The following is a 12,941-nucleotide window of genomic DNA, read 5'->3' as shown; positions in this document are numbered from 1 at the left end:
AAGTCTACCATTTATTTTATGCTCAAAAAGAGATAAGCTATTAATAAATTGCGTTACAGGGTTGGTTGCTTTTAAGGGGTGATAGGTCATGAGGAACGATGAGAATCTAACGAATATAGTGGAAGTAAGGGATCTAAAGGGTAAAAGATGTATTATTTCTTTGGCTCATATGCCTTATCATCCAGCTGGAGGGGGTCAACCAGGCGATAGCGGGACATTGGAAGGGGAAGAGTTCCTTGGCGATGTCAGAGATTGCTTGCTCGTGGATGGTAGGAAGTTTCTGGACGTTCATATCATAAAGGGAGTTCCAAAGGTGGGCATGAAAGTCAAAGCTTCAGTTGACGAGGAAAGGCACAGGGTTCTGTCCCGAATGCACACGGGAGAACATATATTATCCAGGGTGCTTGAGACGGAGATTGAGGGCTTAAGAGTTAATAAGGTGAACATATCAGAGGAAGAGAGTTCCATTTATTTGTCTTACGACGGAAATCTAGATTGGGAAAAACTTTTTTCTGCAGAAGAGAAAGCAAATGAAATAATCCAGAAAGACTTACCTGTATATGTAAAGAACCTTACAAAAGAAGAGGCAAAGGCCATGAAAGATCTGAAGATAAACATAGACAGGATAAAGGGGGATACCGTCAGGGTGGTGGTTGTCCCTGAGTTTGACTTGATAGCGTGTTCAGGGTCTCATGTCGGATCTACATTGGAGGTTGGAGGAATTTTTGTTACAGGTTTCAATGGCTCCCCACCCAACTGGAGCGTTTCGTTTACAGTGCATGTAGATAAATATCTTCAAAACTACTCAAAAGCAGTCAGGAAACTAATGAGGAAGATCGGCTGTCCTCTAGATAAACTAGAGTCAGTATTTGCCTCGCTGCAAGAAGAAAGAAAAAATTTGTCTAACGCAATGGATAAAGCAAGAAAGTACATATGTCTTCCTTGGGAGAAAGATTCCTTTGGCGATGCTGACTTCTACTATGCCCTCGTTGAAGGAGCGTTGGCCGATATGTGTTCCCCGGCTGTAAAGAAAAAGGTCTTAGAGTCTCCCAAATCCATTGTTTTATGCCTATTTAAAGATCAAGCTTCAGAAGGATCTGCGCGGTTCATAATGGCGAGAGGAGAATCTTGCAATATAGATGTAAGAGATTTTTTGAAAGGGTCTCCGACTTTAAAGGCTAAAGGTGGAGGGGCCTCCAATTGGGTACAGGGAATAACTGAGTGTGTTTCCATGAAGGAGTGGAGAACAGCCCTTCAGAAATATTATAAAATATAAATTTGAAGTTACTAAAACTTCAAACGGGGGGAAGTTTATGGTTCTATTTTTTATTTCGATGTTGGCGGCATCTATTTCCTTTGGGGTTTTATATACCTACTTAGTAAGGATGCCAGTTCTGTTTGTGACCCGTGTTTTTGCCAGTCTTGTTGGTAATGACGGGGAAGGCGTCATGGAAGAAGCTACATCGCATAAGGTGTTAAAAACAGTATGGTACCCATTGAAGGCGGTTTTTTTCCTAGGTGAAACTTACATCCAGGCCGGTTGGGGGGCCTACTGTGTCTTGCGCGCTTTAGAGGCAATAAGTTCAAGAGGTTTAACGCAAGGCTGGGGTTTTCATGTCGCTGCTTTTATAGCTTGTCTTTCCGCGCTAGGTTATCTGGCTCACAAGGAACCCAGGAAAGATATAACAGTAGTGATTCAATCATCTATAGCAATGGGAAGCTACGTAGTATATTGCTTGGTTCCCAGAGCATTGGAACAGTACTACCCGTGGCTAGTGTCCCATTTTCACCTCTGACGTATATTAATTGAGAGTTTTACAGGTGAATAAGAATATCGATTTTGAGGGTATACTTTATTATATTTTGAATTGTGGAGGGGGGAGGAGTAAGGGTGAAGGGGTTTGAAAAGGTTTATAGAGGATTCAGCGGAAGCAAAAAAAGTGAGCGTCTCGGAGTTTCCAGGCCAGAAGTCCCTCCAATTTACGCGACCTCTGTGTTTTCCTTCGATCGATTGGAAGATATGGACCGGGTCTTTGAGGGGAAAAGTCATGGATTTATTTATTCGAGGATAGACAACCCCACAAACAAGTTGCTTGAAGATGTTCTTGCGGAACTTGAGCTATCAGAGCAGGCTTTAGTTTTTTCCTCTGGCATGGCGGCTATATCTCATTCCTTAATGGCCGCTCTTAAGCCTGGAGATCACGTGGTTGTAAGTGATGTTATATATGGAGGAAGCTATGCTTTGTTCAAGGATATTCTTGGTTCATGGGATGTGGAAGTAGATTTCGTGGATATATTCGATGTAGAAGCAGTAAAAAGGTCTATAAGGCAAAACACCAAGGTCATATATTGTGAGACCATATCAAATCCCATGATGGAAGTTGCTGATATTCCATCTCTGTCTAGTTTGGCGAAGGAAAACGGCATTTTACTTTTTGTCGATAATACTTTTGCTTCTCCAGTGCTATGTAATCCCGTAATGTTGGGGGCCAATGTGGTCATTCACAGTCTTACGAAATATATAAACGGCCATAGCGATGTTACAGGGGGTATGGTTGCTGGAGAAAAAACATTTATGGAGAAATTATTGAAGATTAGGACAATAATTGGTGGTTGCATGAGTCCTTTTGATGCTTGGTTGACGTTGAGAGGAATCAAAACCCTCCATGCAAGAATGAAGGTCCATTCGGAGAACGCCATGGCCTTAGCGCGGCTTTTAGAGAACCACCCAAAGGTAGGAAAAGTTTATTATCCTGGTTTGGAAAGGCAAAAAACCTATGGTATAGCCCGCAAGGTGCTTGAGGGTGGCTTTGGTGGAATGCTCAGCTTCGAGCTTTTGGCAGATGAGGCTGAACTGAATAATTTTTTGGAAAACTTGGAGTTAATAGAATTAGTTCCTAGTTTGGCTTCGGTGTCAACTATATTGTCAATTCCTGCCAAAACTTCGCACAGGGCTGTTCCAGAGGACGTGCGTTTGTCCAAGGGGATATCGAACAGCTTGATAAGACTCTCAGTAGGCATAGAACCCCTGGAAGTCATATGGAAAGACATTAGCAATTCCTTGGACAAATTATCCTAATCCTGAAACAAGAGGTGAAGAAAGATATGGGAAAAAAGAATGTTCTTGTTACGTTTTCTCCAGAACCAGAGTGGAAAGAAGCAATGGAAAAAGTTTTGAGCGAAGCAGCTAACTTGAGTTATCTGGCGGAATATCAAACAGAGCAGGAGAGAAGGAAAGCCATCGAAAACGCTGATGCACTACTTTCTTTCATGGTGCACAACGAGCTTAAAAAGGAAGAATTTGAGTACTTGAGAGAAGGTATTCTAATTCAGACTCTCCTTGCAGGCGTTGATGCAGTACCTTTCTCCATAATCCCCAAAAGCGTGGTTTTGTGCTGCAATGCTGGAGCTTGGGCAGAACCAATGGCAGAACATATACTTTGTATGATGCTGGCTCTTGGGAAAAATTTGCTCAAATGCCATAAAAAACTGGCTGCAGGGGAATTTTACCGAGACGAATACAATATTTGGTTTTTGGGCAAAACCGCAGGTTTTATAGGATATGGCGGAATTTCAAAGGCTACAGCCAAGCTTCTCAAGGCCCTGGGGATGAAAATCATGGCCGTCAATACCTCGGGCAAAACAGATGATAACATAGATTTTATTGGCTCTATAAAGGACATGGACAAGGTCTTGTCTGAGTCTCATGTGGTAATAATAGCTGTACCTCTTACTCGTCATACTAAGGGGCTGATAGGAGAGAGAGAACTTGGCTTGATGAAACCCGATGCTATCCTAATCAACCCGGCAAGGGGAGAGATAATCCAAGAAAAGGCCCTTTTTGAGCACATGAAGACCCATCCAGATTTCAAAGTGGGCATTGATGCTTGGTGGATAGAGCCCTTTACCCACGGTGAATTCAAGGTGAATTATCCGTTCTTTGATTTGGACAACTTCTTGGGTTCCCCCCATAACTCCAACCTGGTACCCGAGATTTATCCGCTGGCCGCGGAAAGGGCAGCAGAAAACGTAAAACGATTCCTTGAAGGAAAGAAACCCAAAAATATAGTTAATCCTGAAGATTATATGTGGGATTGACTTTCAGATAAGTAGAGAGGAGTCAGATCGTGATGGGTAAGGTGCAGGATTTCAGTTTCGTTTTGCCGACCAGGATAGAATTTGGGGTCGGGAAGATAAAAATGTTGCCCGAAATAGTAAGGGAAAAAGGTGCCCAAAGACCCTTTATTGTTACAGATCCAGGCATCGTAAAGGCTGGTATATTGTCCATAGTTGAGAGTTTGTTGTCGGAGGTTGTATCTGAATATAAGGTTTTTGAGGGAGTTGAAGCCAACCCCAAGGATAGCAACGTCGAGGAAGGGGCAAAGTTAGCAAAAGATTATGGCACAGACCTCATAATAGCTTTGGGAGGAGGAAGCTCCATAGATTGCGCCAAGGCCATATCGATTTTAGTGACCCTTGGAGGTAGGCCGAGAGATTATGAGGGGCAAAACCATTTCTCAGTTCCCCTGGTTCCGGTGATTGCGATTCCCACAACTGCCGGCACCGGCAGTGAAGTTACGTTTAGTTCTGTGATTACCGACAGCCAAGAAAAGTTCAAGTTCAGCATAAGAGCTGAAGACATCGCTCCGAGGGTGGCTATTGCTGATCCAGAGCTTACTGTATCCTTACCGCCCCTACTTACGGCAGCTACAGGCATGGATGCTCTTACCCATGCTATAGAGGGATATACGTCCACGGAAGCAGAACCCATTGCGGAGGCATGTGGATTATATGCCGTAGGGCTGATATCCAAAAATATAAGAAAAGCAGTGGAAGATGGATCAGATCTGGAGGCTAGAAGCAATATGCTGGTGGGGAGTATACTGGCGGGCATCTCTTTCAGTCACTCTGACGTTGCTTCTGTCCACTGTATAGCTGAAGCCTTGGGAGGTAAGTACGATGCGCCCCATGGGTTGTGCAATTCCGTGGTGTTGCCGGAAATCATGGAATACAATTTACCTTTTTGTCTGGAAAAGTACAGCGAGATAGCTAGGGCCATGGGATTAAGTTTCTCTTCAGTGGAGGAAGGAGCCCGGATGGCTGTGCTTGAAGTGAAGAAATTGGCAGAGGATGTGGGATTACCGCCTTTTTCTTCTTTGGGAGTAAGAGAGGAAGATTTGGAGGAGCTAGCCAACAACTCCTTCAGAAACGGGAGTAATCCCAGCAATCCAAGGCCTATGGATGTCGAAGATTACCTGACAGTGCTGAAGAAATTGATGGAGCAATAAAGGTCTTATTTATCCTGTTCGTGCCACAATTTTTTGGAGTCGGCGATTTCGTAGAGTTTCTCTACGATTGCAGCCATGTAGTTATCTAGGCTTCTCGGAAGGCTGGTCCTGGGAAAGGTTGTTTCTTTGGTTATTTTGTTTTCTTTCCAGGATCGGCCTCCAGATATGCAGTTTTGAGCGAATCCTTGCAGCCTGTCTATCGCGTTTGCGTATAGGGCTTCTGGTGTTTGTTCTTCTGTAAATTCCGTCCATAGTTCTGTTATCCAATGACGCAGATCTTCAGGCAGAGAGGAGAACAGTTTTGCTGCGGCTTTGTTTTCTCTTTCCGCCTGGGATGCTTTTGCGCCTTCGTCGTAGGCATATGTATCTCCCGCGTATATCTCCACTAGGTCGTGTATTAAGAGCATGCACAGCACTCGGCATAAATCCCAATCAGCCTTCGTTGTTTTATGGAGTACCATGGCCCATAATGCTGCGTGCCACATATGCTCTCCATCGGTTTCATGTCTGGTTTGGTCATGTATATATCCTGCTCTTTCAATGGTTTTAGCCCTGTCCACGACAAACATAAAATCTAGGATCTTTGATAGGTCATCACCATTCATTTCGCTACCCCCATGAAAAGTAGTATGATACGCATTAAGGATGTATGCTATTTATGGTATCATATCATGTTGGATATGGACAATTTTATAGCGAAGGAAAATTTAACATTAGAAATTGGGGGAGAGAGAAAATGGCAAGTTTGAGCAAGTACGAGGATTTCATCAAGCACAGGGAAGATTTTCCATCGTTAGCGAGGACACACAATGGATACCCGCTAGCTTATTTCGATGGACCTGGTGGGACTCAGGTTCCAACAAAGGTCATTGATGCCGTCTCGTGGTATTACAAAACTTGCAATTCTAACACCCATGGTTTTTTCATAACGACCAATGAATCGGACAGGATGATAGAGGAGACAAGAGAAGTCGTGGCAACGTTTTTAGGTGCTAAAAGCGGCCAAAATATTTCTTTTGGCCACAACATGACCACGTTGAACTATATGCTCAGTAGGGCCATAGGCAAGTTCTTGCAACCAAATGACGAGATCTTGATAACCCAGTTGGACCATGAGGCAAACAGAGGTCCATGGTTGGCCCTAAGAGAGCAGGGCATAGTGGTTAGAGAAGTCAGGATAAAAGAAGATGCCACCCTTGACTACGAGGACCTTGAAGATAAGCTGAACGAAAGGACCAGGTTGGTAGCCATGGGGTTTTCCGCCAATACGACGGGAACCGTGAACGATGTTGAAAAGGTAAGGGAGATGACCTACAAGGTAGGAGCATGGCTTTTGGTGGATGCAGTGCATTACGCCCCTCACTTTCCCATTGACGTTTCTGCCCTGGGTGTGGACTTCCTGCTTTGTTCCTCCTACAAATTTTACGGCCCCCACATGGGTATCCTTTACAGTAAGGAGGGGCTGTTGGAGATGCTTCCAACTTACTCCTTGCGGACCCAAGAACAAAGGGCCCCTTATTGCATAGAGACCGGTACTTTAAACCATGCGGCGATAGCGGGGATTAAGGCTGCGATTGAATATATAGCGAGTTTTGGAGAAGGTCAGACATTAAGACAGCAAATTGTATCGGCAATGAACAGGCTGGCTGAGTATGAACACTATTTGGGCAAGATGATATATGATGGTTTGTCTGAAATCCCTGGAGTGCAGATCATCGGCCCTAGCTTCGATGTTCCAAGGAGGGCTCCTACGATCTCCTTTACTCTGGAGGGAAAAGACCCAATCGAAGTGTGCAGCTTTTTGAATGAGAAGGGCATATGTGCATGGGATGGGCATTTTTACGGCATAAGGCCCATAGAGGTCTTAGGCTTACTGGAAAAGGGCGGAGTTACCCGTGTGGGAGTTTCCCTATATAACACCAAAGAAGAAGTGGAAAGGTTAATAGAGGCCGTCTCAGAAATTGCTGCCAAGAGCAGATAGATGGTTGGTAAAGAGGAACAGCAGGATGAGAGCTATTTTAATTGGATTTGGAAACGTCGGTAGAACCCTAGCAAAAATATTGTCAGTGGAGAAACATCGTTTTCAGGGGCTGCAAGATCTTGATATCAGGGTGGTTGGGATATTTACGAGGACCAAGGGTTGCTTAATAGACCACGAGGGAGTTGATTTGGCTTCCGCTGTGGAGACTGTGGAACGGTATGGCAGGTTCATACCAACCATGAAAGGATACTGCGACATGGAAGCTCAGGAGGCAGCTCAAACCCTTGATTACGATGTGCTGTTGGAACTTTCCACCTTGTCCATAGAGAGGGAGGGAGAACCGGCGCTCTCGCATATAAAAGCAGCCTTAAGACGGGCAAAGCATGTTGTTTCGGCGAACAAGGGGCCCTTGGCTTTCGCTTACCACGAACTTAAAAGGCTGGCTGAAGAAAAAAATGTCAGGTTGCTGTTCGAGAGCACGGTAATGGATGGAGCCCCAGTGTTCAACATGGTCAGAAACTGCCTTAAGGGGTGCAGTGTGGTTGAAATAGATGGAATATTGAACTCTACCACCAATTACATTTTGATGCGAATGGAAGAGGGAGCAACCCTCCAGGATGCAATAAAGGAAGCTCAAGAGAAAGGTTTTGCAGAAGCAGATCCCTCCAATGACGTCGACGGATGGGATGCAGCGGCTAAGATATGTGTCCTTGCCAACGTCATCATGGGAGCTCAAATAACCCCAAGGGAAGTTAAAAGAAAGGGCATAAAAGAAGTAACTCCTGAGGACTTAAAAGGGGCCAGGCAAAAAAACAAGTGCATTAAGCTGGTCTGCAGTGCGAAAAAAAGGGATCAACACGTGGAGGCAACGGTGGAACCCACACTGATAGACAAAGAACACTTTTTTGCTACCGTCAGGGGAGAGGGATCTGTTGTTCGCATTAAAACCGACCTAATGGGTCCCATCATGATCACCCAAGAAGCGCCAGACCTATATGATACCGCTTATGGAGTTATCGACGACCTATTGACCATATACAGAAAGACCTCATGATGTTCAAACGGAATGCGAGGGGGAAGTGAAGCAGAGGCTTCCCCCTCAACGCAGCTCCCCCCTTCTAGTTGTTTTATGGGGTGCTTCCTTAGGTTATAATGGCTCCATTGCTATGTTGAGTGAAGGAGGAATACGATGAAAAAGCTGCTTACATGTATGGTCTTGGGGGATTTTTACTCGGATTTTTTTGCACCGGAGCCTTAGCGGCAGGTTTTGCTCTTTATGAGTTCGGTGCTAGGGGTAACGCTCTTGGAGGGGCAATGGTGGGTAGAGCCGATGACCCTTCTGCAATTGCGTTTAATCCTGCCGGCATAGTGCAGATTGACGGATCTGCCATTCAGTTAGGGGCTTCCTTTATATTGCCAAAGGTGGATATGGACTTTACCGATGGCGGTAGGTTCTCGTCGGAGGAGAACATCTGGATACCCCCTCATTTTTACTACACGAAACAGCTAAGTGACCAATCATGGTTCGGTTTGGGCGTCTTTTCCAGGTTTGGCTTGGGTACAGAATTCCAACCTGACTGGAAAGGTCGATATAACAGCTACTACGCTGCGATAAAAAGCGTCAGCGTAAATCCCAACTACGTGCGAAAAATTGGGGAAAACACGTCTTTTGCTTTAGGGATAGAGGCTATGTGGTTTGAATATGAGTCTAAGAAGAAACTATTCCCAGGTGTTGGAGACATAGATGCAAAACTTAAAGGTGACGGTACTGCCTATGGGTGGAACGTGGGTATATGGCAACAAGCTTCAGAAAAGGTCAGGTGGGGCCTTGCTTACAAAAGCGAGGTGGAGCAAAAAATAAAGGGAGAAGCTACGTTTATTAAGCCCGATGAAACCCCACCAGGATATTTTCCTGATACGGGAGCCAATGCGAAAATAACTCTTCCTGAGATGTTCTTTGGAGGTGTTTGCATACAAACGGGCAATAAGACTACTGTAGAGTTAGGTGTAGTTAGGACCAACTGGAGTTCCTACGACAAACTGGAGATAAACTACGATGATTCTCTCAATCCTCTAGATCCATCATCGAACAAAACCACTTCTGTCAAAAACTACAAGGACACGTGGAGGTACAACGTAGGAGTTGAATGGGTTACCTCACCCAATTGGACATGGAGAGTGGGATATGTGTACGACGAATCTCCTATACCGGACGAAACCATCGATTACCAGCTGCCGGCCAACGACAGGCATATTATTTCCTTGGGGTTCGGGTACTCCGAAGATGACTGGAATTTGGACTTCTCTTATTCCTATCTGATAATCGAGGACAGACACATATATGAAAGATCAAGTGATGGAGTTTACGAGGGAGACCTGCATAATGGTCAGACCCACATAGTAGGGATTACCTATACTAGATACTTTTAGTTCCTTTGACTTAGATATTGAGGGGGAGGGGGGTAATATGTACTCTATGCGTGTGTTGAACGGAAGAGATGTAATGAAGGTTATTTCGATGGCCGATGCTATCGAGGCCGTAGAAAGGGCTTACAGGCTTTTTGCAAGGAAGGAAGCGGGAGTTTTCCCCATAATAGCCCATGAGTTTGAGCCAGAAAAAAAGGAGATGGACATAAAGTCGGGGCACCTTGAGGGCGCTGGGATTTATGGCTTGAAGGTCGTAGGATATTCGTCAGATAATCCTAAACTTAGAGGAATACCGGCTCTTGCGGGACTTGTTATAGTGATGTCTGTTGAGACAGGACGCCCCCTGGGTTTGGTGGACGGTATGACCATAACCAATATCAGGACGGGAGCAGCAGGAGCTGTGGGCGCAAAAGCCCTCGCAAGACCCAACTCAGAAAAGGTCCTGTTGGTGGGAACTGGTGCTCAGGGAAGGGCTCAGATTGAGGGGTTGCTTCATGTTATGCCCGCCGTAAGGATGATAAGGGTTTTCGGTAGAACCCCCTCGAACGTGGAAGCTTATGTTGCGGAAATGAGTGCCAAGTATCCCCATGTAAGTTTCTCTGCTGTATCTTCCCAGGAACTTAAGGATGCTGCACTGAATTCGGATATCATCGTGACATGTACGCCTTCTCACAAAGCCTTGATCAAGGAGGATTATGTGAGGCCTGGGACCCATATAAATGCAATTGGGGCAGACTTCCCAGGCAAGCAGGAACTGGAGGAAGGAATTTTGTCCAAAGCCCTTGTTGTAGGGGATTCCAGGGAGCAAGTGGTACGGCAAGGAGAATGTCAGACAGCCTGCAGAAAAGGTATTTTAAGGCCTGAAGATATCCTTGAGATAGGCGATGTGCTCGAAGGAAAAGTTCAGGGAAGAACCTCTGACGAGCAGATAACGGTGTTTGATTCCACAGGGATGGCTTTGCAGGATATAATTACCGCTCAAATGGCCCTGGAAAGGGCGGAGAAAAAAGACATTGGGATGTTGGTTCAGATGTAGGATAGGAGGGATCCAGTATGAGCCAAGGTGTTGTTCCCACGATAACGGATGTTTTGCTTGCCAGAAGGTTCCTCAAGGGCAGGGTTAGACATACTCCCTCGGAGGTATCGCCATTTTTGAGCGACATAGCCGATGGCGAGGTGGTTGTAAAGTGGGAGAACATGCAGCTTTGTGGCTCCTTTAAGATAAGGGGGGCTTTATATAAGATGTTCTCTCTAACTGCAGAAGAGAGGGAAAAAGGTGTCATAACCTCTTCCTCTGGCAACCACGCCCAAGGCGTGGCAACTGCGGCAAAGATGTTGGGAGTAAAGGCTGTAATTTGTGTTCCAGGCAATTGCCCGGATACGAAGAAAGAAGCCATCAAGAGGCGTGGTGGCGAGTGGGTAGAGTTGAAGGTCATAGGGAGGTTCTATGATGAAGCCGAGGCTGAAGCCAAAAGGTTGAGCGATGAGGAAGGATTAGTGTACGTTTCCGCCTATGAGGATAGATATGTGATCAGCGGCCAGGGTACGGCGGGCCTGGAATTTTTAGAGGATTATCCAGATTTGGACGTGCTGTTGGTACCTATCAGTGGAGGAGGGCTCATAACCGGTATATCCTTGGCAGCAAAGGCGCTACGCCCAGGAATAGAAATTTGGGGTGTCCATGCCGATGCCAACCCGTCATGGAGCAAGGCCTGGGAGGTAGGTAGAGTAGAGCCGGTTGAGGAAGAAGATACTTTGGCCGATGCTTTATCGGGAGCAGCTTCTCAAATCTTGTATGAACATTTGCGTGGAGTGCTTGCTGGTGTCATACCAGTAACTGAAGAGGATCTGGAGAAGGCTATAGCTTTCATTCACGAAAAGCATCACCAGGTAATAGAGGGAGCAGGAGCCACAGGAGTTGCCGCGCTCCTGTCAGGCAAGGTGGACACTAAAGGTAAGAAGGTCGGTGTGTTCATATCAGGAGGTAATATAGACGATAAAAAGTTAGTAAAGGTTTTAAATAAATACTCATCCTAAAATGTTAGGGAGTCAAACGCGGTGAGAAAAGAAGATAATTCCGGGAACGAAAACAACAGGAGCAGCAGGAACTTTTGGGGTATGATTTTGCTGATCAGTATCTCCATGGCGGTGGGGTTTAAGATGCTGCTTTCCGTGGATGCCGTAAGAAGCGCCATAGAGGGTCCATCAAAGTTCGTGTTCGTTCCTATATTGCTCTTCTTGGGGTATTTGGGAACAAAGATAAGGCATTGATTCAGAAAGTACGCTAGGGGGATTTCCCCCAAGAATCCCCCTGCGTAATTCCATTCTCTTCCATATACTTCTTAAGCCTCTCTATTACGATAGCTTTTTGAGATATCCATTTGGGTGCTACTAGCCTGTGGGATGTTGCATCTGCAGTTAAGCGCTGAATTATGGTTTCTGGGCTTATGAATCTCAGCGCTTCAGCCACCTTCCTTATGTATTCTTCCATTGACAAGGGATGGTAGGCTTGGTTCACATAAAGCCGCTCCAGGGGCGTGTTTTTTAGTACGTGAAGTGGATGGAACTTAAGCCCCTTAGCACCGTTCTCACAAAGCCATTTGGCTGATATTGCAAGTTGCTTTGGGTTTTCCCCTGGTATTCCTGCTATGAGATGGGCGCAGAGCTGTATTTGCTCATAGGTTCGTATCAGGTCGAGACTCCGTTTTATGGCTTCAAAGCCGTGCCCTCTGTTTAACCACTCAAGGCCGGAAGGATCAATTGTCTGAATACCTAGCTCAAGCCATATTCCCATGTCGGGGCCTTCTAAGCTGGCCAAAAAATCCAGAAAATCTTTGGGAATCTGATCAGGCCTCGCACCGACGGAGAGCCCTTTGACCTGTCCCAGCTTCATGCCCGTTTCTATGGCAAATAGGATGGCATCTTTGAGCTTATCTAAAGGCATGTTGGTCGATGAATAGCTTTGAAAATAGAGTATGGCCATATCAGTTTTATATCTTTTAGCTAGAACCTTGAAACCTTTTTCTATCTGCTCCTGCAGCGTTTCTCCACGCAACGAAGCTCCACTTCCACCTCCTAGGTAATCGCAGAAAATACAGCCTCCTGCTTCAAGGCCCTCTCTGTGGGGGCAACCAGCCCCCACGTCGAGGGAGATCTTCTGAACTCTTTTCCCCCAGCGCTCTTTAAGGACCTTGGACCAGCTTCGAAATAGTTCCTTTTCCATCGCTTTACTCCCGTCAGCCCGC

At 45.7% G+C, this 12,941-nt stretch carries 13 protein-coding genes; 11 read left to right on the top strand and 2 right to left on the bottom strand.

Going from position 1 to position 12,941, the window contains the following annotated elements:
* Positions 1-88: 88 nt before the first annotated feature.
* From V7Z69_RS01630 to V7Z69_RS01610, 5 genes are all read left to right on the top strand, one after another.
* Positions 89-1,276, top strand: a complete 1,188-nt coding sequence (locus V7Z69_RS01630; RefSeq protein ID WP_014163315.1) for an alanyl-tRNA editing protein — start codon at positions 89-91, stop codon at positions 1,274-1,276.
* A gap of 37 nt (positions 1,277-1,313) precedes the next feature.
* On the top strand, positions 1,314-1,796 hold the full coding sequence (locus V7Z69_RS01625) for a hypothetical protein (RefSeq protein WP_014163314.1): 483 nt from the start codon (positions 1,314-1,316) through the stop codon (positions 1,794-1,796).
* 95 nt (positions 1,797-1,891) lie between these two features.
* Positions 1,892-3,079 (top strand): trans-sulfuration enzyme family protein, encoded by a 1,188-nt coding sequence (locus tag V7Z69_RS01620; RefSeq protein WP_014163313.1) that lies wholly within the window; start codon positions 1,892-1,894, stop codon positions 3,077-3,079.
* A 26-nt stretch (positions 3,080-3,105) separates the two neighbouring features.
* A complete protein-coding gene (locus V7Z69_RS01615) occupies positions 3,106-4,098 on the top strand; it encodes a 2-hydroxyacid dehydrogenase (RefSeq protein ID WP_014163312.1) in 993 nt (330 codons plus the stop codon).
* A gap of 32 nt (positions 4,099-4,130) precedes the next feature.
* Entirely contained in the window at positions 4,131-5,288 is a 1,158-nt protein-coding gene (locus V7Z69_RS01610) for an iron-containing alcohol dehydrogenase (RefSeq protein WP_014163311.1), read from the top strand.
* A 5-nt stretch (positions 5,289-5,293) separates the two neighbouring features.
* Here the strand turns inward: V7Z69_RS01610 and V7Z69_RS01605 are convergent, their stop codons facing one another.
* Positions 5,294-5,893 (bottom strand): HD domain-containing protein, encoded by a 600-nt coding sequence (locus V7Z69_RS01605; RefSeq protein ID WP_014163310.1) that lies wholly within the window; start codon positions 5,891-5,893, stop codon positions 5,294-5,296.
* 131 nt (positions 5,894-6,024) lie between these two features.
* On the opposite strand from V7Z69_RS01605, the gene V7Z69_RS01600 reads away from it, so the two are divergent.
* The 6 genes from V7Z69_RS01600 to V7Z69_RS01575 all read left to right on the top strand — a co-directional run bounded on the left by V7Z69_RS01600 (position 6,025) and on the right by V7Z69_RS01575 (position 11,967).
* On the top strand, positions 6,025-7,269 hold the full coding sequence (locus tag V7Z69_RS01600) for a cysteine desulfurase-like protein (RefSeq protein WP_014163309.1): 1,245 nt from the start codon (positions 6,025-6,027) through the stop codon (positions 7,267-7,269).
* A 25-nt stretch (positions 7,270-7,294) separates the two neighbouring features.
* On the top strand, positions 7,295-8,323 hold the full coding sequence (locus V7Z69_RS01595; RefSeq protein ID WP_014163308.1) for a homoserine dehydrogenase: 1,029 nt from the start codon (positions 7,295-7,297) through the stop codon (positions 8,321-8,323).
* A 119-nt stretch (positions 8,324-8,442) separates the two neighbouring features.
* Complete coding sequence (locus V7Z69_RS01590; protein WP_334138193.1) at positions 8,443-9,699, top strand: OmpP1/FadL family transporter; 1,257 nt, start codon at positions 8,443-8,445, stop codon at positions 9,697-9,699.
* Between the two features lie 37 nt (positions 9,700-9,736).
* Positions 9,737-10,732, top strand: coding sequence for an ornithine cyclodeaminase family protein (locus V7Z69_RS01585; protein ID WP_014163307.1), 996 nt, complete (start codon positions 9,737-9,739; stop codon positions 10,730-10,732).
* Between the two features lie 17 nt (positions 10,733-10,749).
* Entirely contained in the window at positions 10,750-11,733 is a 984-nt protein-coding gene (locus tag V7Z69_RS01580; protein ID WP_014163306.1) for a threonine ammonia-lyase, read from the top strand.
* Between the two features lie 21 nt (positions 11,734-11,754).
* Positions 11,755-11,967, top strand: coding sequence for a hypothetical protein (locus V7Z69_RS01575; protein WP_014163305.1), 213 nt, complete (start codon positions 11,755-11,757; stop codon positions 11,965-11,967).
* A gap of 13 nt (positions 11,968-11,980) precedes the next feature.
* Here the strand turns inward: V7Z69_RS01575 and mnmL are convergent, their stop codons facing one another.
* Complete coding sequence (gene mnmL, locus V7Z69_RS01570; protein ID WP_014163304.1) at positions 11,981-12,919, bottom strand: tRNA modification radical SAM protein MnmL/YtqA; 939 nt, start codon at positions 12,917-12,919, stop codon at positions 11,981-11,983.
* Positions 12,920-12,941 lie beyond the last annotated feature (22 nt).

The sequence above is a fragment of the Thermovirga lienii genome (genome assembly GCF_036847465.1).
Taxonomy (GTDB): Bacteria; Synergistota; Synergistia; order Synergistales; family Thermovirgaceae; genus Thermovirga; species Thermovirga lienii.
This window is presented reverse-complemented; position numbering and strand designations above follow the sequence as displayed.

What these genes read in the sequence shown, in the direction of transcription:
- V7Z69_RS01630 (WP_014163315.1), top strand. Translation starts at nt 89, where the DNA reads ATGAGGAACGATGAGAATCTAACGAATATAGTGGAAGTAAGGGATCTA.
- V7Z69_RS01625 (WP_014163314.1), top strand. Translation starts at nt 1,314, where the DNA reads ATGGTTCTATTTTTTATTTCGATGTTGGCGGCATCTATTTCCTTTGGG.
- V7Z69_RS01615 (WP_014163312.1), top strand. Translation starts at nt 3,106, where the DNA reads ATGGGAAAAAAGAATGTTCTTGTTACGTTTTCTCCAGAACCAGAGTGG.
- V7Z69_RS01610 (WP_014163311.1), top strand. Translation starts at nt 4,131, where the DNA reads ATGGGTAAGGTGCAGGATTTCAGTTTCGTTTTGCCGACCAGGATAGAA.
- V7Z69_RS01605 (WP_014163310.1), bottom strand. Translation starts at nt 5,893, where the DNA reads ATGAATGGTGATGACCTATCAAAGATCCTAGATTTTATGTTTGTCGTG.
- V7Z69_RS01600 (WP_014163309.1), top strand. Translation starts at nt 6,025, where the DNA reads ATGGCAAGTTTGAGCAAGTACGAGGATTTCATCAAGCACAGGGAAGAT.
- V7Z69_RS01595 (WP_014163308.1), top strand. Translation starts at nt 7,295, where the DNA reads ATGAGAGCTATTTTAATTGGATTTGGAAACGTCGGTAGAACCCTAGCA.
- V7Z69_RS01585 (WP_014163307.1), top strand. Translation starts at nt 9,737, where the DNA reads ATGTACTCTATGCGTGTGTTGAACGGAAGAGATGTAATGAAGGTTATT.
- V7Z69_RS01580 (WP_014163306.1), top strand. Translation starts at nt 10,750, where the DNA reads ATGAGCCAAGGTGTTGTTCCCACGATAACGGATGTTTTGCTTGCCAGA.
- mnmL (WP_014163304.1), bottom strand. Translation starts at nt 12,919, where the DNA reads ATGGAAAAGGAACTATTTCGAAGCTGGTCCAAGGTCCTTAAAGAGCGC.